This window comes from Klebsiella sp. (assembly GCF_027492335.1).
In the GTDB taxonomy this organism is placed as follows: domain Bacteria; phylum Pseudomonadota; class Gammaproteobacteria; order Enterobacterales; family Enterobacteriaceae; genus Klebsiella; species Klebsiella huaxiensis.
This window is the reverse complement of sequence record NZ_JAPUEW010000066.1, coordinates 95130-116449: the sequence shown is the minus strand read 5'-3', so window position 1 is coordinate 116449 and position 21320 is coordinate 95130. Positions and strand designations below refer to the sequence as shown.

Here is a 21320-nt window from a genome sequence, read left to right as displayed (position 1 = left end):
AGCCGCCCTTTGTGCTTGATTACAGGACGAATCCTGCAATCTGTCAAGTAAACTCGTCATAATTCAGGTTGTTGTAACCCGAAAGACTAAGATTACTCGCCTTTAGCTGCTTTGAAAGCTTCAGCCATTGCGTTGTTAGAGAAACCTGCCTCTTCCTGTTTATTAACAGTAGCGATAGCATCTTTCTCATCAGCTTCGTCTTTAGCACGAACAGACAGGCTGATTGCACGGTTCTTACGATCAACGCCGGTGAATTTAGCTTCAACGTCGTCGCCTACGCTCAGAACCAGAGTTGCATCTTCAACGCGGTCACGTGAAGCTTCAGAAGCGCGCAGGTAACCTTCAACGCCGTCAGCCAGTTCTACGGTTGCGCCTTTAGCGTCAACTGCAGTCACTTTACCGTTTACGATTGCGCCTTTCTTGTTCAGTGCAACCCAGTTGTTGAACGGATCTTCTGCGAGCTGTTTAACGCCCAGAGAGATACGCTCACGTTCTGCGTCAACCTGCAGAACAACTGCTGCGATTTCGTCGCCTTTTTTGTATTCACGTACTGCTTCTTCGCCTGCAACGTTCCAGGAGATGTCAGACAGGTGAACCAGGCCGTCGATGCCGCCGTCCAGGCCGATGAAGATACCGAAGTCAGTGATAGACTTGATTTTACCTTCAACACGGTCGCCCTTGTTGTGGGTTTCCGCGAACTGCTGCCATGGGTTGTTTTTGCACTGCTTCAGGCCCAGGGAGATACGACGACGTTCTTCGTCGATATCCAGAACCATAACTTCCACTACGTCACCAACGTTAACAACTTTGGACGGGTGGATGTTTTTGTTGGTCCAATCCATCTCGGAAACGTGAACCAGGCCTTCAACGCCTTCTTCGATTTCAACGAAGCAGCCGTAGTCGGTCAGGTTGGTCACGCGACCAGTCAGTTTGGTACCTTCCGGATAACGCTTAGCGATAGCTACCCATGGATCTTCGCCCAGCTGTTTCAGGCCCAGAGATACACGAGTACGCTCGCGGTCGAACTTCAGCACTTTAACAGTGATTTCGTCGCCAACGTTTACGATTTCGCTCGGATGCTTAACGCGTTTCCATGCCATATCGGTGATGTGCAGCAGGCCGTCAACGCCACCCAGATCAACGAATGCACCGTAGTCAGTGAGGTTCTTAACGATACCTTTGACTTCCATGCCTTCCTGCAGGTTTTCCAGCAGCTGATCGCGTTCTGCGCTGTTTTCGGACTCGATAACAGCACGACGAGAAACAACAACGTTGTTACGTTTCTGGTCCAGCTTGATGACTTTGAATTCAAGCTCTTTGCCTTCCAGGTGCAGCGTGTCGCGCACCGGACGAACGTCTACCAGGGAGCCTGGCAGGAACGCACGAATACCATTCAGCTCAACAGTGAAGCCACCTTTAACTTTGCCGTTGATAACACCGACTACAGTTTCAGCTTCTTCGTAAGCTTTTTCCAGCGTGATCCAAGCTTCGTGACGTTTAGCTTTTTCACGGGAAAGCAGGGTTTCACCGAAGCCGTCTTCTACTGCATCCAGAGCAACGTCAACTTCGTCACCAACCTGGATTTCCAGCTCGCCCTGGGCGTTTTTGAACTGCTCTGCCGGAATGGCAGACTCAGATTTCAGACCGGCGTCAACCAGTACGATATCTTTGTCGATAGCAACAACAACACCACGAACGATGGAACCCGGACGGGTTTCGATTGTTTTTAAGGATTCTTCAAATAGTTGAGCAAAAGATTCTGTCATGTTTAATCTTCAGGTTTCATATTTAACGTCCACCTGGCTCCATGCCGGATGGGGTTGTTTAACATACCCGCTAACACTCCATTGCTGCGGGGGTACTGCTAAAATTCGGAGGCTCTTGCGCTTCACCGATGAACGATTAAGCGACTGCCAGTTTTTCGCGCGCATATTGTAGCGCTTTTTCAATCACTTGCTCAATGTTTAGTTCTGTGGAATCAAGAACCAAAGCATCAGTTGCCGGAACAAGCGGCGCCACAGTGCGATTACGATCGCGGTCATCGCGCTCTTTTATCTCGGATAAAAGGCGATCAAAGTTAACACTAAAGCCCTTCTCCTGCAACTGGAGCATACGACGCTGAGCACGTTCTTCCGCTGAGGCATCAAGGAAAATTTTCACCGGCGCATCAGGGAACACTACGGTCCCCATATCACGCCCGTCGGCAATCAGGCCGGGGAGCTCGCGGAAGGCGCGCTGACGGCGCAGCAACGCTTCTCTTACGCGGGGGAAAGCGGCCACTTTTGATGCCGTATTAGCCACTTCCTGAGTGCGAATTTCAGCACTAACATCCTCGCCTTCAAGAATCACTTCCAGGCTACCGTTAGTAGAAACAAAACGCACATCCAGATGCGCGGCCAGTGGAACCAGCGCGTCTTCAGATTCAACATCTACGTGGTGATGCAATGCCGCCAGAGCCAGAACACGATAAATCGCCCCAGAATCCAGCAGATGCCAGCCCAGCGTTTCCGCCATTGCCTTGCACAATGTGCCCTTACCCGCACCGCCAGGCCCATCAATGGTGATTACCGGAACAGCTACCGTCATCTTTTTCTCCTTCAGCAAGGCGCATAAATATATAAACGCCGCGCATTATACGCATCTATACGACGGAAAGTGAGTGTTGCTTGCAAATTACGGACAACAGGAAATGGAATGCAGAAGAATTACGCAATTATAGCGGGCTGATGGAGCATCAGCCCGGATTGGGGCGAAGTTTTACTTTTTATCAGCGGCGATACGGTCACGAATGTGCTGCGCACGTTCAGCTGAAGGCGGGTGTGAATCGAACAAAGATTTACTATGCCCGGCGTCAAGGCTGGCCAGTTTGTCGAAGCTTCCCACCAGACCTTGGGTGCTGATCTTACGTTTCTTCATCAGATCGTAAGAGAAATCATCGGCATCCGATTCCTGAGAACGGGAGAAGGCTGAGTTAATCATTCCCTCGGCGATATCACCCAACTGAGATTTAGACAAACTCGCAGCCGCTCCACCAGCTGCTGAAACAGCATCACGCGCGGCGATAGTTGCATAAGCGGTTTGCATCGCTTTACGCGAGTGACCCAGCGCAACGTGACCCAGTTCATGGCCCAGTACGCCTTCTACTTCATTATCAGTCATCATGTCCATCAGACCGCTATAGACGCGCACGCAGCCGTTAGCCATTGCCCAGGCATTCACGTCTGATGTCACGTAAACTTTGTAGTTTACCGGGATGCCGTCGATATTATTGCCTAACGCTTTGGCAATTTTATTCAGGCGCTTGGTGTACTTGCTTGAAGAGCCCGCCAGTTGATTTTCGCCATCCATCTGCTTGCAGGCATCATCGGAAAGTGTTTTGACTTCAGAGTCAGAGAGGGTCGCTGCTTTGTAGGCCGTCATCCCGGAATTGACCAGGGCGTTGGTATCCACACCTGGCATATTTTTACAACCTGCCAACAACGTGGCAGAAACAGCTAAAGCCAGCATTAATTTTGTATTTTTCATATCAATCATCCATTGATTTTCATATTAATTGCTTATAAATCCTATATTTACAAGCAATCAAGGCTAGCATTTAGTTTATCTGCCGACAAGCACGTAAAAAAAACGCCGACCTCCAGGCCGGCGTTTTTATAGGACTTGCGTCATTCAAGCCAGTGTGCTGATACGCGCCAGTTGCTCAAAGTAATCCGGGAAAGTTTTCGCCGTACACTTCGGATCGAGGATCATGACCGGGGTATCGGAAAGCGCCACCAACGAGAAACACATTGCCATGCGGTGGTCGTTATAGGTACCGATGTCTGCAAACTGCAGTTTCGCAGGTGGAGTGATGCGGATGTAATCCTCACCCTCTTCAACTTCAGCGCCCACTTTACGCAGCTCTGTTGCCATAGCAAACAGGCGGTCGGTCTCTTTGACACGCCAGTTATAAATGTTGCGCAGCGTGGTGGTACCTTTCGCAAACAACGCGGCAGTGGCGATAGTCATCGCAGCATCCGGGATATGATTCATGTCCATATCAATGGCGTTCAGCTCGCCATGAGTACAGGCAATAAAATCGTCCCCCCAGGTAACGGTTGCGCCCATTTTCTCCAGCACATCGGCGAAACGAATATCGCCCTGCACGCTGTTACGACCGATACCGGTCACTTTCACCGTACCGCCCTTAATCGCGCCAGCAGCGAGGAAATAGGATGCCGAGGAGGCATCACCCTCAACCAGATAGTCGCCTGGTGATTGATACTGCTGATTGCCTCGTACCACAAAACGCTGATAAGACTGGTTTTCAACCTCAACGCCAAACGTCTTCATCAGGTTGAGCGTGATATCAATGTAAGGTTTGGAAACCAAGTCGCCTTTAATAGCAATAACGGTATCCTGCGGAGCCAGCGGCGCGGTCATCAACAGCGCAGTGAGAAACTGGCTGGAAACGCTGCCGTCAACTTCAACATGACCTCCGTTGAAACCACCGCGCAGACGCAGAGGCGGATAGTTTTCCTGCTCCAGATAATCGATTTGTGCACCGCCCTGACGCAACGCATCAACCAGGTGGCCAATCGGACGCTCTTTCATTCGCGGCTCACCGGTCAGCACAATATTATTGCTGCCCAGGCATAACGCCGCCGCCAGCGGGCGCATTGCGGTTCCGGCGTTACCGAGGAACAGTTCCAGCACCTGGTCAGACTGTAGTGGACCCCCGTTACCTATCACTTCGCAACGAGTACGATCGGAGGACAGGGTGTAATGAACTCCCAGGGCGTTGAGGGCATTCAGCATGTGGCGCACATCGTCGCTATCCAGCAGATTGGTCAGCACCGTAGTGCCATGGGCTAATGCCGCCAGCAGCAAAGCACGATTGGAGACACTTTTGGACCCGGGCAGGTTAATAGTGCCATCTACACGTGCGATGGGTTGTAACGTCAGGGATTCCATTAAACTCAACTCTCAAACAAACAGAATAAAAACCCCGCAGGCTGGCTGCGGGGATGAAAAACAAAGCAACGATTAACCGTGACGGCGTTCGAAGTCCTGCATAAAGTCAGTCAGCGCCTTCACACCGGCCAACGGCATCGCATTATAAATGGAGGCTCGCATGCCGCCCACCACGCGGTGACCTTTCAACGCATGCAGACCGGCTGCAAAAGACTCTTCAAGGAACAACTTGTCAAGAGCGCTATCCGCCAGTTGGAACGGCACGTTCATGCGAGAACGGTTCGCCACAGCAACGTCATTGCGATAGAAGCCACTGCGATCAATCACGCCATATAATAAGTCGGCTTTCTGCTGGTTAATTTTATCCATCACGGCGACGCCGCCCTGCTCTTTCAGCCACTTAAACACCAGGCCTGACAGATACCAGGCAAATGTCGGCGGCGTGTTGAACATTGAGTCATTCTCAGCCAGGATGGAATAGTCAAGAATCGACGGGCAGGCTACGTTGGCTTTGCCCAGCAGATCTTCGCGAACAATAATCAGCGTCAAACCTGCCGGACCGATGTTTTTCTGCGCACCGGCGTAGATCACGCCATAACGGCTAACGTCGATTTCACGAGATAAAATAGTCGAAGATAAATCCGCCGTGACTATCACATCGTCAGCAAAGTTCGGCGCTTCTTCGATGGCAATACCATCAATGGTTTCATTCGGGCAGTAGTGCAGGTACGCAGCGCCAGGCGTCAGTTGCCATTCGCTCATTGGTTTAACCGCGCGCAGACCGTCAACGGTGATTTTGGCGTCGATTACGTTCGGATTACAGTATTTATGTGCTTCTTTAACCGCGCTGGCTGCCCAGTAACCAGCATCAACGTAGTCGGCAACGGTTTTATCGCCAAGCAGGTTCAGCGGGATGCCCGCAAACTGCCCGCGGCCGCCGCCATGACAGAATAAAACTTTGTAGTTGGAAGGAATATTGAGCAGGGAGCGAAAATCCTGTTCCGCCTCTTCAGCCACCTTAATGAACTCTTTCCCACGGTGGCTGATTTCCATCACCGACGTCCCCAAACCATTCCAGTCACACAGTTCCTGCTGCGCCAGTTTGAGTACTTCCGCCGGCAGCATTGCCGGGCCCGAACTGAAGTTATAGACCTGAGCCATTTACCCTCACCACGTTGCTATGTTATTTGCCCGCGAACCGTCGCGGGCATAAGTTATTCCTGTGGCTATCGGTTTTATCATTCAGTGACACGTACCGCAACGGCTAAAACTGAACAGTGGCAAAATGCGACCCCACTCACACAAAAGAATCTGCCAGCTTGACGTCATATAACCGACATAATTGCTGTCAGGTGACTCTTTTTGCTCGACTGACCTTCGACCATTCTGCATTTGCACAACGCGGGCATAATTGCTTATCCCCGGCACGAAGCATAAGGATTGCGCTACAGCGGACGCAGGCGTACTCATCATCATGTGGGATGGTAGTAAAACGCTCAGTAAAGCGTGAAGGTAAAATAGAGAGTCCGGCTTTAACATTCGGATCCGGGTAGTAATAAAGGCTAATTTGCCCGTTAGTTTCCAGAATAGCCAGCCGGACCTGCCCCAGTTGTTCCACGCCGTTGGTGCGAAGCTCCATAAAAAACTCAAATTCGGTCATGTTTTCAGCCTGGAGCTTTTCCCATGCCAGCTCGCCGTCTTCCACCACCACGATCGGCTTACCTTCAAGTAAATCCTCCAGCTTTTCACTGTGCCCCATCAGCCACATGACTAACCGGTACAGGAGCGCCAGGGTGATAAAAACGGCCAGCACCGGCAACATGGGGACGTCATCATAGAATGCGACATCACCCGCCGCTGAACCGAGGGTCAGAATGATCAGTACTTCAAACAACGACATCTGTCGAACACCACGCCGACCGGTTATTTTAAGGAAAATGAATACCAGCACGAAGGTATAGAGGCTACGTAACGCCACCTCGGCAAGAAATTCCACTGGCACCTTATCCAGTGCCATACGATGCCAATCAAAAGTCTTCATGGTTAACGCCTGAACAGTTATCGAATAACATAAGCATAGCCAGACGATGGAGATAGCACCTGTCATCTAAAACCCGTATGATTGCGCGCTTTACGTACGATAAAAGTGACTGCCATGACTCAAACATTTATTACCGGCAAAGATGCCGCCCTGGAAGATTCCATCGCTCGCTTCCAGAAAAAATTGCTCGACCTCGGATTTGATATTGAAGAGGCTTCATGGCTCAACCCGGTACCGCACGTCTGGTCAGTGCACATCCGCGATAAAGAGTGCGCTTTATGTTTCACCAACGGTAAAGGCGCAACCAAAAAAGCCGCGCTGGCTTCCGCACTAGGGGAATACTTCGAGCGTCTCTCCACTAACTACTTTTTCGCTGATTTCTGGTTGGGCGACACCATCGCTAACGGCCCTTTCGTTCACTATCCGAATGAAAAATGGTTCCCGCTCACCGACGATGATGAAGTGCCGGAAGGCTTGCTAGATGCCCGCCTGCGTGCGTTCTACGATCCTGACGATCAGTTAACTGCCAGCATGCTGGTGGATCTGCAATCAGGTAATGACGATCGCGGCGTGTGCGGCCTGCCGTTCACTCGCCAGTCTGACGGCGAGACGATATATATTCCGATGAATATCATTGGCAACCTGTACGTTTCGAATGGCATGTCTGCGGGCAATACCCGCAACGAAGCCCGCGTTCAAGGTCTGTCAGAAGTATTTGAACGCCATATTAAAAATCGCATTATTGCTGAAAGCATCAGCCTGCCGGAAATTCCGGCGGAGGTGATGGCGCGTTATCCGGGCGTTGTGGAGTCGATTAATAAACTGGAAGCCGAAGGTTTCCCGATTTTCGCTTATGACGGTTCACTGGGCGGCAAATATCCAGTTATCTGCGTTGTGCTGTTTAACCCGGCTAACGGAACTTGTTTTGCGTCTTTCGGCGCGCACCCTGATTTCGGCGTCGCGCTGGAACGTACGGTCACTGAGTTACTACAGGGCCGCAGCCTGAAAGATCTCGACGTCTTTACGCCGCCGACCTTCGATGATGAAGAAGTTGCCGAACACGCCAATCTTGAGACTCACTTTATCGATTCCAGCGGTCTGATCTCCTGGGATATGTTTAAGCAGGATGCCGACTACCCATTCATGGACTGGAGCTTCTCCGGAACGACGGATGAAGAGTTCGCCACCCTGATGGCTATCTTCAAACAAGAAGATAAAGAAGTGTATATCGCCGATTACGAACACCTGAGCGTCTACGCATGCCGAATTATCGTTCCGGGCATGTCCGATATCTACCCGGCGGAAGATCTCTGGCTGGCGAACAACAGCATGGGTGCACACCTGCGGGAAACCATTCTTTCCCTGCCGGGAAGCGAGTGGGAAAAAGAAGATTATCTGGCGCTTATCGAACAAATGGACGATGAAGGCCTTGATGATTTCACCCGCGTTCGCGAGCTGCTTGGCCTGGCAACTGGCAAAGATAATGGCTGGTACACGCTACGCATTGGTGAGTTAAAAGCGATGCTGGCGCTGGCGGGAGGTGATATTGAGCAAGCCTTGATCTGGACCGAATGGACCATGGAGTTCAATGCTTCAATATTTAGCGCTGAACGCGCTAATTACTACCGTTGCCTGCAAACGCTACTGTTGCTCAGCCAGGAAGAAGAGCGCCAGCCGCTGCAATACCTGAACGCCTTTGTGCGTATGTACGGCGTTGAAGCAGTAGAAGCCGCCAGCGCAGCGCTTAGCGGCGAAGCTCCTTTCTACGGTTTGCAGACCGTAGACAGCGATCTGCTGGCTTTCCCGGCTCATCAGTCTTTACTGAAGGCCTATGAAAAGTTGCAACGCGCAAAAGCAGAATTCTGGGTTAAATAACGCGTTTTTATCTGTCAAAATATCAGTATCACGGGGTCAGTTGTGACCCCGTTTTCTTATGCTTTTCGCAAGCCTTCGATTATTTGTGGCAACAAAGTTAATTAATAGTGAAAAATAACGAATGGTCGCTGAAAATATTGTTAGTTTTAATAAAAATACCCCATTTTAATTAACCATCAGAGAGGGCGCGAATGAAAAAAATCAACATAATTTGCAAATTTTAAAATTTATTTTTCACATAAAAAACAACACATTAAGTGCATTTAAAGCCAAAACCATACACTAAAAAGGCCTATAGTTCCGGTAGGATATGATCTACATCAAATTCCCTTCTATAATGCTTTGTTAGTATCTCACCGCCAACTTACATAAAGAGAGAGTTAGTGTGAAAGCTGACAACCCTTTTGATCTTTTACTCCCTGCAGCTATGGCGAAAGTCGCCGAAGAAGCGGGTGTCTATAAAGCGACAAAACATCCGATAAAGACGTTTTATCTGGCTATCACCGCAGGTGTCTTCATCTCTATCGCTTTTGTTTTCTATATCACAGCAACAACCGGCGCGGCCGGGATGCCTTTCGGTGTTGCCAAACTGATTGGGGGCGTCTGCTTCTCACTGGGTTTGATTCTCTGCGTCATTTGCGGTGCCGACCTGTTTACCTCCACCGTACTTATTGTCGTGGCGAAAGCCAGTGGACGAATTACATGGGGTCAACTGGCGAAAAACTGGCTCAACGTCTATGTTGGTAACCTGATCGGCTGCTTACTGTTTGTGTTATTGATGTGGCTTTCAGGCGAATATATGACCGCCAATGGTCAATGGGGGCTTAACGTCCTGCAAACCGCCGACCACAAAATGCACCATACTTTTATTGAAGCCGTGTGCCTGGGTATCCTGGCAAACCTGATGGTCTGCCTTGCGGTATGGATGAGTTACTCCGGCCGTAGCCTGATGGATAAAGCCATGATCATGGTTTTACCGGTGGCAATGTTTGTTGCCAGCGGATTCGAGCATAGTATCGCTAACATGTTTATGATCCCGATGGGCATCATAATCCGCGACTTTGCAAGCCCGGAATTCTGGACCGCGGTAGGTTCAACTCCGGAAAGTTTCTCTCACTTAACCGTAATGAACTTCATCACTGATAACCTGATTCCGGTAACTATCGGGAACATCATCGGCGGTGGTCTGCTGGTTGGGTTGACATACTGGGTCATTTACCTGCGTGGCGACGACCATCACTAAGGGTTGTTTCAGGCAGTAAATAAAAAATCCACTTAAGAAGGTAGGTGTTACATGTCCGAGCTTAATGAAAAGTTAGCTACAGCCTGGGAAGGTTTTGCGAAAGGTGACTGGCAGAAAGAAGTCAACGTCCGCGACTTTATCCAGAAAAACTATACCCCGTACGAAGGTGACGAGTCCTTCCTGGCTGGCGCAACTGACGCGACCACCAAGCTGTGGGACAACGTAATGGAAGGTGTTAAACAGGAAAACCGCACTCACGCGCCTGTTGATTTTGACACTTCCCTTGCATCCACCATCACTTCTCATGACGCTGGCTACATCGAGAAAGCTCTCGAGAAAATCGTTGGTCTGCAGACTGAAGCTCCGCTGAAACGTGCGATTATCCCGTTCGGCGGCATTAAAATGGTTGAAGGTTCTTGCAAAGCGTACGATCGCGAGCTGGACCCAATGCTGAAAAAAATCTTCACCGAATACCGCAAAACCCATAACCAGGGCGTATTCGATGTTTACACCAAAGACATCCTGAACTGCCGTAAATCTGGCGTTCTGACCGGTCTGCCGGATGCCTACGGTCGTGGTCGTATCATCGGTGACTACCGTCGCGTTGCGCTGTACGGTATCGACTTCCTGATGAAAGACAAATACGCGCAGTTCGTTTCTCTGCAAGAGAAACTGGAAAACGGCGAAGATCTGGAAGCAACCATCCGTCTGCGTGAGGAAATTTCTGAACAGCACCGCGCTCTGGGTCAGATCAAAGAAATGGCAGCAAAATATGGCTGCGATATCTCTGGTCCGGCAACGACTGCTCAGGAAGCTATCCAGTGGACCTACTTCGGTTACCTGGCTGCTGTTAAATCTCAGAACGGCGCAGCAATGTCCTTCGGTCGTACCTCCAGCTTCCTGGATATCTTCATCGAACGTGACCTGAAAGCTGGCAAAATCACCGAGCAAGATGCTCAGGAAATGATTGACCACCTGGTCATGAAACTGCGTATGGTGCGTTTCCTGCGTACTCCTGAATATGATGAACTGTTCTCTGGTGACCCGATTTGGGCAACTGAATCCATCGGCGGTATGGGCGTTGACGACCGTACTCTGGTGACCAAAAACAGCTTCCGCTTCCTGAACACCCTGTACACCATGGGGCCGTCTCCGGAGCCGAACATCACCATTCTGTGGTCTGAAAAACTGCCGCTGAGCTTCAAAAAATACGCAGCGAAAGTGTCTATCGATACCTCTTCTCTGCAGTATGAGAACGATGACCTGATGCGTCCGGACTTCAACAACGATGACTACGCTATCGCTTGTTGCGTAAGCCCGATGGTTGTTGGTAAGCAAATGCAGTTCTTCGGTGCTCGTGCTAACCTGGCGAAAACCATGCTGTACGCAATCAACGGCGGCGTTGATGAAAAACTGAAAATGCAGGTTGGCCCTAAATCTGAACCGATCAAAGGCGACGTTCTGAACTTCGACGAAGTGATGGACCGCATGGATCACTTCATGGACTGGCTGGCTAAACAGTACGTCACTGCGCTGAACATCATCCACTACATGCACGACAAGTACAGCTACGAAGCTTCTCTGATGGCGCTGCACGACCGTGATGTTATCCGTACCATGGCATGTGGTATCGCAGGTCTGTCCGTTGCTGCTGACTCCCTGTCTGCAATTAAATATGCGAAAGTTAAACCGATTCGTGATGAGAACGGTCTGGCTGTCGACTTCGAAATCGAAGGCGAATACCCGCAGTTTGGTAACAACGACTCTCGCGTCGATGATATGGCCGTTGACCTGGTTGAACGTTTCATGAAGAAAATTCAGAAACTGCACACCTACCGTAACGCTATCCCGACTCAGTCTGTTCTGACCATCACTTCTAACGTTGTGTATGGTAAGAAAACCGGTAACACCCCTGATGGCCGTCGCGCTGGCGCGCCGTTCGGACCAGGTGCTAACCCGATGCACGGCCGTGACCAGAAAGGTGCTGTTGCCTCTCTGACCTCCGTTGCTAAACTGCCGTTTGCTTACGCGAAAGATGGTATCTCCTATACCTTCTCTATCGTTCCAAACGCGCTGGGTAAAGACGACGAAGTTCGTAAGACTAACCTGGCAGGCCTGATGGATGGTTACTTCCACCACGAAGCTTCCATCGAAGGCGGTCAGCATTTGAACGTCAACGTCATGAACCGCGAAATGCTGCTCGACGCGATGGAAAATCCGGAAAAATATCCGCAGCTGACCATTCGTGTATCTGGCTACGCAGTACGTTTTAACTCCCTGACTAAAGAACAACAGCAGGACGTTATCACTCGTACCTTCACTCAGACCATGTAATTCCCTGTCTGACTGAAAACGCGTACAATAAAGGCTCCACGCAAGTGGGGCCTTTTTAGCACTCCCCTCTGCCATAGTCTCTTTTGTCTGCTGTCTATACTCAATGGATAACCGCCAAAACAGACTTAACACAGCCGGTTTGAGCTGTGCATCCACAGGCCCCGAACGGGCCGAATCTGGAGATATCACTGCAATGTCAACTATTGGTCGCATTCACTCCTTTGAATCCTGTGGCACCGTCGATGGCCCGGGGATCCGTTTTATCACCTTCTTCCAGGGCTGCCTGATGCGCTGCCTGTATTGTCATAACCGTGATACCTGGGATACCCACGGCGGTAAAGAGATCACCGTTGAAGAGCTCATGAAAGAAGTGGTGACCTATCGCCACTTCATGAACGCTTCCGGAGGCGGAGTGACAGCATCCGGCGGCGAAGCTATTTTGCAGGCTGAATTCGTTCGCGACTGGTTCCGCGCCTGTAGGAAAGAAGGCATTCATACTTGTCTCGACACCAACGGTTTTGTGCGCCGCTACGACCCAGTTATTGATGAACTGTTGGAAGTGACCGACCTGGTGATGCTCGATCTCAAACAGATGAACGACGAAATCCACCAGAATCTGGTTGGTGTTTCTAACCACCGTACGCTGGAGTTTGCGCGCTATCTATCCAATAAAAACATTAACGTCTGGATCCGCTACGTTGTTGTCCCCGGCTGGTCCGACGATGACGATTCCGCACATCGTCTGGGCGAGTTTACCCGCGATATGGGTAATGTCGAAAAAATCGAGCTGCTGCCGTATCACGAGCTAGGCAAGCATAAATGGGTCGCAATGGGCGAAGAGTACAAGCTAGATGGCGTTCATCCGCCGAAGAAAGAGACAATGGAACGCGTGAAAGGCATTCTCGAGCAGTACGGCCATAAGGTGATGTACTAAAACTAGCCTTAGCAAAACGGCTGCCCTAACCGGCAGCCGTTTTGTTATCCCCCAAGGGAAAAAGCAGGAAAGGAAGCTATGCGTTTATTTATTTCAGGGATTTTATTGCTGTTAGCTCAGCACACTAATGCCGCCAGCAGCTGTGATATCCGCGCCATCGTCCAACAGGTATGGCCGGATGCGAAACCAACGGCGGAAGGCATGATCACCCACCGTAATCAGGCTATAGATATCAGTGGTAACTCTCCACAAAGCGCTATTTGTCGCGTCTGGCCTGCTCACCCGGAACTAACACTTGCGGCTGTGCCATTGATGTCCCAGGAGCAGAGCGACTATGGACATACCGGTGATGTGGAAATGCTGGTGCTCGACTCCGCAACCCTGAAGGTTAAACAACGATTACAGCTGGCTGGACGGATGAATGATGATGCATTTCGCATTACCGGTATTGCACTTGACACCGCGCGCTGGAAAGTTGCCCCTAATCAAACTGCATTTGGCCTGCATATCGCCCGGAGCGGCAGTTCACGAGTTAACCCGTTTAGTGAGGATGCTCTGTCACTTTACGTGATTGAGAACAATCAACTACGTACCTTGCTGGAGGGGATCCTACTGGAGGAAAGCAGTGGTGAATGGGACGGAAACTGCGCTGGCGAGTTCAACGACATCAAGCGCACCCTTTCTATAGACACTTCCTCCCACAACGGTTATGCCGATATTCGGGTTAGCGAAAAAAGCGTTGCATCCACGGCTTATTTTGACGCCAACGATGAATGTACTTCGAAGGATAAGCCCGGCAAAGCCAGTTGGATCCTGCGCTATGATGGCAAACAATATGCCGTCCCGAAAAAACTGACACCGCTTGAGTAGCCACTTTACGACATAAAATATTCCGACAGCTTATTCGCCACGCTCTCAATCGAGAAAATACGTTTCTGATGCGCTTTGCGGTATTCGGCATAGCGTTCATCCTGCTCTTCCAGCGCACTCAGGATCCGATCAGCCACCATCATTGCGCCCGCAATTTCTGCAAATCCGGATTCACCTTCCCCTTGTAAAGCAACGGCTGCCTGAAGGTTCCAGTCAGACAGGCGGGCTAACGGCGTAAACGTCCCACGCGTTAGCGATAATATTTTAACCCCCTGCTGTTTTGCCAGAGACAGGGCCTGCATCATGTCCGCCGATGCCTGCTCGGTATGAATGACAATAATGCCGATTTTTTGATTATCAGCCAGCAGCGGCATCGCCGCTGGATAAGAGCGATCGACAAAACTTGCCGCTTTACCCATATTGATTAAATTCATTTGCAGGAACAACGCGACCGGCACCGCCGTACCTACAGCATAAATAGCAATGTTATTCAGCGAATTAAGCCAGTCTGCCGCAGCTTTCAGCTCCTGATTATCAACAATGGCATTGCTGTCACGGATGCTCGCCAGTACTGGTGCGATCTCTTCATTGCCATTGTCTTCTGAGCGCGCAGCCCCCTGCTCCATCGCCAGCGCCGTTCTGAAATCCGAAAAGCCTTTAAAGCCGAAAGCCCGACAAAAACGGGTGATACTCCCCTCACTGGTATCAATGGAGTCAGCCAGTTCTGAAATAGTGTGACGCATCACAAAATCAGGATTTTCCGTAATAAAACGGCCGACTTTCTCCAGTATCGGGCTTAACCCCGAAGCTCCATTTCTTATGCTTATCAACAAGTTATTGTCTATCTGGCTCATTTTTTGCCTTATTTGCTCAAAATGCAAACACAGTCACATCTTTCGTTCTGCGGTAAAGATAATAATTATTATCTCACACAAACAAATAAAAATAATTATTTTTACAAACAGGAGAACATCTCATGAAAGGTCTCATAGTCTGTCGTACCGGTATGGGTAGCTCGTTAATGCTCAAAATCAAAGCCCAAAAAATTATCGACAAACATGGCTGGGATATCGATCTGGAACACGATGTCCTTTCGGGTCTGAGGACCTGGCGAGACATTGATTTCGTCATCACTATGCGCGATCTCACCGATGAAGTCGAAGCTGCCGGATTCAGAGCTATCGGCATTACCGATCTGATGAATAGTGAAGAAATGGAATCTGCTCTCACTCACGTCGTCCAAAGCAACTAACCTCTCCCGGAGGCAATATGGATCTCCTCAGATTTATTGTATTCGACATTCTGGGTGTAACCCCACTTTTAGTTGGCTTTATCGCGTTAATCGGCTTGTTAATCCAACGTAAGCCGATTGAAAAAGTCCTTTCCGGCACCTTCAAAACTATCGTCGGCTTTTTGGTGTTCGCCGGTGGTGCCGGGCTCGCGGTGACCTCTCTGGGTAATTTTCAGACGTTATTTAGCGATGGATTTGGTTTAAAAGGTGTTATGCCGCTCGCGGAAGCACTAACCGGGCTGGCGCAAACCAAATTCGCGATGTGCGTATCGCTTATCATGGTGATCGGCTTTGGCTGGAACCTGTTCTTTGCACGCGTCACGCCGTTTAAATACATCTTTCTGACCGGACAACATAACCTTTATCTCTCCGCGCTGCTTACCGTCACGCTGAAAGCGCTCGGCTATAGCGACATGACGACCATTATTGTCGGTTCCGTGTTATTAGGTCTGGCGGCCTGTCTTTATCCGGCAATTGCACAACCCTGGATGCGAAAGATCACCGGTAACGATGAAATCGCGATGGGGCACTACGTGACCCTGGCTTACGCCGCATCCGGCTGGATCGGCTCGAAGGTCGGCGATCCTAAACAATCCACCGAAAAGCTGAACCTTCCCGGCTGGTTGGGGATCTTTAAGGATTACATCGTCTCTGTGTCGATCTCGGTGAGTATTTTCTACTACATCGCCGCGCTCGCTGCCGGGAAAGAGGCGGTAACCGCTGCAGCAGGTGGAATGCACTGGCTGGTTTATCCACTCTTCCAGTCGCTGACCTTCACCGCTTCGCTGTACATCATTATTACCGGCGTGCGTCTGCTGCTGTCAGAGATTGTTCCGGCCTTCCTCGGGATCTCGGAGAAATTTATTCCTAACGCCAAACCCGCGCTCGACTGTCCAGTGGTCTTCCCGTATGCCCCCACCGCCACGGTTCTGGGATTTATCTCTTCGTTTGTTGGCGGGCTGGTGGTGATGGGCTTTCTCGCGATTTTGGGGCAAACCGTCATTATCCCCGTAGCCATTCCTTATTTCTTCATCGGCGCCACCGCAGCGGTATTTGGTAATGCCTCTGGCGGCTGGAAAGGTGCGATTGCGGGAAGCTTCGTCACCGGGATCCTCATCGGCATTGGCCCTGCGCTGATTTACCCGATTATGGAGTCCGTGGGTCTGTCAGGCACCAGCTTCCCGGAAACCGACTTCGTTGCCCTGGGCCTGGTTGTGTACTACATCGGTAAAATGCTGCCATAAGAAGGAAAAAACATGAACATTGATGAACTGAAATCTCATGCGCTCGCCGCTCGCCGCGAGATAGTCACCATGATTTACGAGTCCGGAATCGGTCATCCAGGCGGAGCGTTATCGATCATCGACATTCTGACCTGGCTCTATTATCAAGAAGTCGATCTGACAGCCTCTCCGCGTTCGCGAGTGGTGATGAGCAAAGGGCATGCCGTCGCTGCGCAGTACGCCATGCTATACCAAAAAGGGAAAATCGATCGCAGCGAGTTTAGTACGTTCCGCCAGATCAACTCGCGTCTGCAGGGACACCCCAGCATAAAATCGCTGCCGGATGTCGATGCAACAACCGGCCTGTTGGGTCAGGGGTTGTCTATTGCTTTCGGTATGGCAGCGGCAAAAAAGCGGCTCAACGATCCGCACCGGGTATTTGCCATCATTGGCGATGGTGAAATGCATGAAGGGCAGATCTGGGAAACCTTGCAGCAGGCCGGGCATATGAAGATGGATAACCTGGTTGCCATTATCGATTACAACGGCTTCTCTTCTCACGATCCAGTCAACGAAGTCGTTAACCTCGAACCGCTGGCGGATAAAATCCGCGGCTTTGGCTGGCACGTACTTGAGCTTCATAACGGCAATGATATGCATCAGGTGGCCGACACCCTGATGTTATCCCGCCATCTGAAAGGCAAGCCAATTGCCATCGTGGCACACACCACGAAAGGTTCCGGCGTCAGCTACATGGAAAACAACGGCGACTGGCACTCAAAAACCCCGAGTAAAGAACAATATCAGCAGGCAATGGAGGAGTTACAGTGATGAAAGCACCCCGTGATGAGATCGGTAATGCCCTGATTGCCCTGAGAGAAAAAGGCTATCCTGTCGTTGCCATTGACAGCGACTTAGCCAGCTCAACGCGTACCGACCAGTTTCAGGCAATCTACCCTGAGGCCTTTTTCGAAATGGGCATTGCGGAAGGTTCCGCTATGAGCTTTGCGGTCGGTCAGGCGCTGGAGGGCTTTATGCCCTTCTATGTCAACTTTGCGATGTTCGTAACCGGAACCGCCTGGACTCAGCTGCGGCAGGCCTGTTATGCCAAAGCGAATATTAAGCTCGTCGGCAGCCATCCCGGCATGGATGATGGCCCGGACGGCGCATCGCATCACGCACTGGAAGATCTGGCGTTAACCCGCGTACTGCCTGGCTTGACTATTCTGACGCCTGCTGATGCCGAAGAAATTGCCGAAGCCTTTGAACAAGCCGCGAAAATTAATGGGCCAGTCTATATCCGCGTCGCGCGAGAGCCGATGCCGGTTCGCGATAAGAGCGCGATCCCGCGGGTGACCGATATCGCCGCCATCGCCGACAGCGGCAACGATTTCGCCATTATCTTCGAAGGAACCGTGCTCGAGCAGGCTACCGACGGCTACGAAAAACTGCTCGCCAGCGGCAAAAAGGGCAAGCTAATCCATGTGGCTACGCTCAAACCTTTCAATCAGCAGGCATTCTATCAGCTGGTCGAAGACTGCCCGCTCATCGCCACGCTGGAAAATCACAGCGTAAACGGTGGGCTCGGTGGATTGATTGCTGAAACCATGGCTCAGGCGGCTCACCCTGCCCGTCTTGCACGACTGGGGACGCAGGATACGTTTACTGAATCAGGTAATAGCAGGCAACTGAAAGCGAAATATGGTATCTCGGGCGAGGCGCTGTTGAACGCGCTTCGTTAACCATCACGCGAGCCGATCGCGTTGCCGATCGGCTCCGTTATTAAAGAGGTCCAATATGGAAAATGCGTTATTTTCCGCCTGTCAGTTTGCCAGTAACGGGCTGGACTGGCGCAATGCCATTCAGCTCGCCTGCCACCCTTTGGAGCAGCAAGGAAAAATCACCTCGGAATATGCTCAGGCAATTATCAGTGCCACGGAACAACACGGCCCCTGGTACATACTCAGCCCGGAATTTGCGCTACCGCACGCGCGTCCGCAAGAAGGCGTGTTAAGCCAGAGCAGTGTACTTTCGTTGCTTTGTTGCGAAGAAGGCGTTGAATTTCCCGGCTATCCCGGTATACGGCTGATAGTGGTGCTGGCGGCAGCGGATAGCGAACAGCATATTCAAACGATCCAGCGGTTAGTGTGCTGGCTGGATGAGGGGGACAGGCTACAACAATTCACTACAGTTCAGGATAAAGCCCAGTTTGCGGCGCTTATCGCTTCTCACCAATAGTCAGGGGATGTATCCCCTGACTATTGCTTGAATCAGGCGTGCGCCACCGGCGTCGGATGATGTCCGGCCTTGCGCAGCAGCGTCAGAAGGTAGATAAAGGAGACGCTGGCAATCATGATAAACAGCAGATTGTCTGAGAAATTTTGCATCAGCATGGCGGTAAGCGTCGGACCAAGCAGGCTACCAACGGTGTAGCTCATCAACAGCGCCTGGTTCATCGCCACCAGCTGATGACGTTCCACTTTTTCACAGGCCCAGGCCATAGCGACCGGGTAGAGCGTGAAGCCGGAAGCGCCAAGCACGAACAGCGCAGGCGCCATTGCGGCCTGGCTCAACATCGCCAGACAGCCCAAAATCACCACAAAAACCTGAACGCGCAGGACCATCAGACGGCCATAGCGATCGGCCAGTCGACCAATTGGCCACTGCCCAACGATACCCGCACTCACCATCACCGCCATCCAGAAGCCGATACCCGAATCGCTGACGCCCTTATGGTTCAGCCATAGCGGCATCAGTCCGTACAATGAACCGAGGACTATACCGGAGATAATGCAGCCGTTAACTCCGTGACGCGCCTGTCGCAGCCTTAACATTGGCCAGATACGCGCGGGTTCATGCTGCTCATCAGCTTGATTTGCCACGCGGGTAAACAGCAGCGGCAGAATGCCCGCCAGAGCCAGCGCCGTCACCCACGGTAGTACGCTCATCAAATCCGTCGGCAGTTTGCTGACCATTAATTGACCCAGCACCGTGCCGACATAATAAATCATCATATACGCCGCCAGCAGGCGACCACGGCTACGTGAGGTGCCGCTACAGACCAGCGCGCTCTCAACCACCACCCAAATCATCGCGCAGCCCACGCCCGCGATAAAACGCCAGCTAAACCACGTCCAGAAACCAATGGTGATACCAAGACCCACGCAGCCAACGGCAAAAATCATCGATGCCAGATAATAGCTACGGTTAAAACCCAGACGCTTAATCACCCATCCGGCCAACAGCGTTCCCACCAGGTTGCCGGTGAAATAGGACGAACCCACCATCCCAACCTGCCAGGTAGGCATGTTTTCATGGGCGAGCCAAAGCGGGACGAGCGTATTTAAAACCGCTATCGCCAGGGTCAATAAAAGCAGGCCACAGAGCAACATTTGCACTGGCCGGGTGTAGATGGTCATGGATATAAACCGTGATGGAGTTCAGATTTCGTGCGCATCATGCCACTGCCGCAAACATTGTCAATCCACCACAAATCAGGCATCGCGGGGTTTGCGGGCGAACGATAGAAGTTTTTTATCCAGCGAGTCGACAACAGAATCGTTGTTTATATTATTCCATTGTTTTTATTAATTTATTAGAAAACAGAGGCGGGAATATCAGTAGAAATATTTCATGAATCGACCGCACTTTTTATCGCGCCAGAGTACTTATTTCTGGCGCGATAAAGGTCATTAACTGGCGATAGCCATCCCTACGGTCATATGCAGGCCATAGAAGACGCCACGACCAATCATCTCACCAACCAGTACCAGCACAAATGCCAGCCCCAGTAGCGGTAATGCAGGCTGATACCCCTTAAGTTGTGGGGCAACCCAGCAAACCAGCGCCAGCACCAGCGCAACCACGCGCCATGCCATCAGCGAACCGTAATCCGGCACCAGAGCCGAGGCCTGCTGTATGGAACTATGGATTGTTGCCAGTTCGCTCCCCTGCATCAATACCACCGTCACGCTAACCACCAGCGCCAGCAAAGTTACCGCAGGCAACAGACGCATCGCCCAGCCATTAACTCCCGAGAAACGCAGCAGCAGATATCCCAGCAGCGGGCCGCCGATAAACATCGTCAGGAAGAAGCTAAGCGGCGTCCAGATCGTGTACCAGGTAGGTACCGTATCGATGGTGTTATACACTCGCACCATCATCCAGACGAAGATAACGCCCAGCACCATGGTAACGACCAGCCAGAGGTTACGCAGTCCCGACGGGAGTTTATTGACCACCGCCAGCAGCCAGCCAATACCGCCGATGGCGAAGAAAATCGCCCCGCTGGCGATTTCATTACTCAACGACGAAGCACCCACGCGATTCAACGAATTAAAAGCACGCATTGGCGATCCGAGATGCATCGTGGAGGCAATAAAACCAATCCCCATCAGCACCCACAGGCCAAACATACTCCACACCACGCGCTGCTGTTGTTCACGCGATAAGTCGCCTTTCATTAGCGCCAGGGCCAGTACAATAAACCCGCCCACCACGCACTGCCCAAAGACCGTGAAAATCATCAACGGCCATTCATGCCATCCACTCCCCAT

19 protein-coding genes are annotated in these 21320 nt (G+C 51.2%); 10 read left to right on the top strand and 9 right to left on the bottom strand.

The annotated features are described in order from the left end of the window. Nucleotides 1-92: 92 nt before the first annotated feature. The 6 genes from rpsA to QVF11_RS19805 form a co-directional block, all read right to left on the bottom strand. Nucleotides 93-1766, bottom strand: coding sequence for a 30S ribosomal protein S1 (gene rpsA / locus QVF11_RS19830; protein WP_110275160.1), 1674 nt, complete (start codon nt 1764-1766; stop codon nt 93-95). A 136-nt stretch (nt 1767-1902) separates the two neighbouring features. Further along, on the bottom strand, nt 1903-2586 hold the full coding sequence (gene cmk / locus QVF11_RS19825; RefSeq protein WP_112214636.1) for a (d)CMP kinase: 684 nt from the start codon (nt 2584-2586) through the stop codon (nt 1903-1905). A 171-nt stretch (nt 2587-2757) separates the two neighbouring features. Beyond that, nucleotides 2758-3525, bottom strand: coding sequence for a metalloprotease LoiP (gene loiP, locus QVF11_RS19820; protein WP_112214731.1), 768 nt, complete (start codon nt 3523-3525; stop codon nt 2758-2760). 144 nt (nt 3526-3669) lie between these two features. Beyond that, complete coding sequence (gene aroA / locus QVF11_RS19815; RefSeq protein WP_287858827.1) at nt 3670-4953, bottom strand: 3-phosphoshikimate 1-carboxyvinyltransferase; 1284 nt, start codon at nt 4951-4953, stop codon at nt 3670-3672. Between the two features lie 72 nt (nt 4954-5025). Continuing rightward, entirely contained in the window at nt 5026-6114 is a 1089-nt protein-coding gene (gene serC, locus QVF11_RS19810; RefSeq protein ID WP_112214638.1) for a 3-phosphoserine/phosphohydroxythreonine transaminase, read from the bottom strand. 187 nt (nt 6115-6301) lie between these two features. Next, complete coding sequence (locus QVF11_RS19805; RefSeq protein WP_287858826.1) at nt 6302-6994, bottom strand: DUF421 domain-containing protein; 693 nt, start codon at nt 6992-6994, stop codon at nt 6302-6304. Nucleotides 6995-7108: 114 nt separating this feature from the next. Here QVF11_RS19805 and ycaO point away from each other — a divergent pair, with 114 nt between their 5' ends. From ycaO to QVF11_RS19780, 5 genes are all read left to right on the top strand, one after another. Then, a complete protein-coding gene (ycaO, locus tag QVF11_RS19800) occupies nt 7109-8869 on the top strand; it encodes a 30S ribosomal protein S12 methylthiotransferase accessory factor YcaO (RefSeq protein ID WP_287858825.1) in 1761 nt (586 codons plus the stop codon). Between the two features lie 385 nt (nt 8870-9254). Beyond that, nucleotides 9255-10112, top strand: coding sequence for a formate transporter FocA (gene focA, locus QVF11_RS19795; protein ID WP_110275170.1), 858 nt, complete (start codon nt 9255-9257; stop codon nt 10110-10112). A 51-nt stretch (nt 10113-10163) separates the two neighbouring features. After that, the gene (gene pflB / locus QVF11_RS19790; RefSeq protein WP_287858824.1) at nt 10164-12446 is read left to right on the top strand and encodes a formate C-acetyltransferase; all 2283 of its coding nucleotides are present in this window, start codon (nt 10164-10166) and stop codon (nt 12444-12446) included. Between the two features lie 193 nt (nt 12447-12639). Beyond that, entirely contained in the window at nt 12640-13380 is a 741-nt protein-coding gene (gene pflA, locus QVF11_RS19785; RefSeq protein ID WP_110275174.1) for a pyruvate formate lyase 1-activating protein, read from the top strand. Nucleotides 13381-13458: 78 nt separating this feature from the next. Further along, a complete protein-coding gene (locus QVF11_RS19780; RefSeq protein WP_287858822.1) occupies nt 13459-14250 on the top strand; it encodes a PA3715 family protein in 792 nt (263 codons plus the stop codon). A gap of 5 nt (nt 14251-14255) precedes the next feature. Here the strand turns inward: QVF11_RS19780 and QVF11_RS19775 are convergent, their stop codons facing one another. After that, on the bottom strand, nt 14256-15104 hold the full coding sequence (locus QVF11_RS19775) for a MurR/RpiR family transcriptional regulator (RefSeq protein ID WP_112214642.1): 849 nt from the start codon (nt 15102-15104) through the stop codon (nt 14256-14258). Nucleotides 15105-15226: 122 nt separating this feature from the next. Here QVF11_RS19775 and QVF11_RS19770 point away from each other — a divergent pair, with 122 nt between their 5' ends. Genes QVF11_RS19770 through QVF11_RS19750 form a run of 5 tightly spaced genes read left to right on the top strand, consistent with a single transcriptional unit; the run spans nt 15227 to nt 19002 of the window. Beyond that, entirely contained in the window at nt 15227-15502 is a 276-nt protein-coding gene (locus tag QVF11_RS19770; RefSeq protein ID WP_112214643.1) for a PTS sugar transporter subunit IIB, read from the top strand. A gap of 17 nt (nt 15503-15519) precedes the next feature. Further along, a complete protein-coding gene (locus QVF11_RS19765) occupies nt 15520-16785 on the top strand; it encodes a PTS ascorbate transporter subunit IIC (RefSeq protein WP_112214644.1) in 1266 nt (421 codons plus the stop codon). A gap of 12 nt (nt 16786-16797) precedes the next feature. Then, nucleotides 16798-17595: a transketolase gene (locus QVF11_RS19760; protein WP_287858820.1), complete on the top strand. Its 798-nt coding sequence runs from the start codon at nt 16798-16800 to the stop codon at nt 17593-17595. Next, nucleotides 17595-18506 carry a transketolase family protein gene (locus QVF11_RS19755; RefSeq protein ID WP_112214646.1) on the top strand — a complete coding sequence of 304 codons (912 nt, stop codon included), beginning with the start codon at nt 17595-17597 and terminating at the stop codon, nt 18504-18506. The genes QVF11_RS19760 and QVF11_RS19755 overlap by 1 nt, the downstream gene beginning before the upstream one ends. Before the next feature lie 55 nt (nt 18507-18561). Continuing rightward, nucleotides 18562-19002 carry a PTS sugar transporter subunit IIA gene (locus tag QVF11_RS19750; RefSeq protein WP_112214647.1) on the top strand — a complete coding sequence of 147 codons (441 nt, stop codon included), beginning with the start codon at nt 18562-18564 and terminating at the stop codon, nt 19000-19002. Between the two features lie 32 nt (nt 19003-19034). On the opposite strand, the gene QVF11_RS19745 is transcribed toward QVF11_RS19750, so the two are convergent. Both QVF11_RS19745 and QVF11_RS19740 read right to left on the bottom strand, forming a co-directional pair. Beyond that, entirely contained in the window at nt 19035-20183 is a 1149-nt protein-coding gene (locus QVF11_RS19745) for an MFS transporter (RefSeq protein WP_112214648.1), read from the bottom strand. A gap of 273 nt (nt 20184-20456) precedes the next feature. Further along, on the bottom strand, nt 20457-21320 hold the full coding sequence (locus QVF11_RS19740; protein WP_112214650.1) for a dimethyl sulfoxide reductase anchor subunit family protein: 864 nt from the start codon (nt 21318-21320) through the stop codon (nt 20457-20459).

Excerpts from the sequence above, each read along its gene's own strand:
- rpsA (WP_110275160.1), bottom strand. The coding sequence starts at position 1,766 with ATGACAGAATCTTTTGCTCAACTATTTGAAGAATCCTTAAAAACAATC.
- cmk (WP_112214636.1), bottom strand. The coding sequence starts at position 2,586 with ATGACGGTAGCTGTTCCGGTAATCACCATTGATGGGCCTGGCGGTGCG.
- loiP (WP_112214731.1), bottom strand. The coding sequence starts at position 3,525 with ATGAAAAATACAAAATTAATGCTGGCTTTAGCTGTTTCTGCCACGTTG.
- aroA (WP_287858827.1), bottom strand. The coding sequence starts at position 4,953 with ATGGAATCCCTGACGTTACAACCCATCGCACGTGTAGATGGCACTATT.
- serC (WP_112214638.1), bottom strand. The coding sequence starts at position 6,114 with ATGGCTCAGGTCTATAACTTCAGTTCGGGCCCGGCAATGCTGCCGGCG.
- QVF11_RS19805 (WP_287858826.1), bottom strand. The coding sequence starts at position 6,994 with ATGAAGACTTTTGATTGGCATCGTATGGCACTGGATAAGGTGCCAGTG.
- ycaO (WP_287858825.1), top strand. The coding sequence starts at position 7,109 with ATGACTCAAACATTTATTACCGGCAAAGATGCCGCCCTGGAAGATTCC.
- pflB (WP_287858824.1), top strand. The coding sequence starts at position 10,164 with ATGTCCGAGCTTAATGAAAAGTTAGCTACAGCCTGGGAAGGTTTTGCG.
- pflA (WP_110275174.1), top strand. The coding sequence starts at position 12,640 with ATGTCAACTATTGGTCGCATTCACTCCTTTGAATCCTGTGGCACCGTC.
- QVF11_RS19780 (WP_287858822.1), top strand. The coding sequence starts at position 13,459 with ATGCGTTTATTTATTTCAGGGATTTTATTGCTGTTAGCTCAGCACACT.
- QVF11_RS19775 (WP_112214642.1), bottom strand. The coding sequence starts at position 15,104 with ATGAGCCAGATAGACAATAACTTGTTGATAAGCATAAGAAATGGAGCT.
- QVF11_RS19770 (WP_112214643.1), top strand. The coding sequence starts at position 15,227 with ATGAAAGGTCTCATAGTCTGTCGTACCGGTATGGGTAGCTCGTTAATG.
- QVF11_RS19765 (WP_112214644.1), top strand. The coding sequence starts at position 15,520 with ATGGATCTCCTCAGATTTATTGTATTCGACATTCTGGGTGTAACCCCA.
- QVF11_RS19760 (WP_287858820.1), top strand. The coding sequence starts at position 16,798 with ATGAACATTGATGAACTGAAATCTCATGCGCTCGCCGCTCGCCGCGAG.
- QVF11_RS19755 (WP_112214646.1), top strand. The coding sequence starts at position 17,595 with ATGAAAGCACCCCGTGATGAGATCGGTAATGCCCTGATTGCCCTGAGA.
- QVF11_RS19750 (WP_112214647.1), top strand. The coding sequence starts at position 18,562 with ATGGAAAATGCGTTATTTTCCGCCTGTCAGTTTGCCAGTAACGGGCTG.
- QVF11_RS19745 (WP_112214648.1), bottom strand. The coding sequence starts at position 20,183 with ATGACCATCTACACCCGGCCAGTGCAAATGTTGCTCTGTGGCCTGCTT.
- QVF11_RS19740 (WP_112214650.1), bottom strand. The coding sequence starts at position 21,320 with ATGGGGAGTGGATGGCATGAATGGCCGTTGATGATTTTCACGGTCTTT.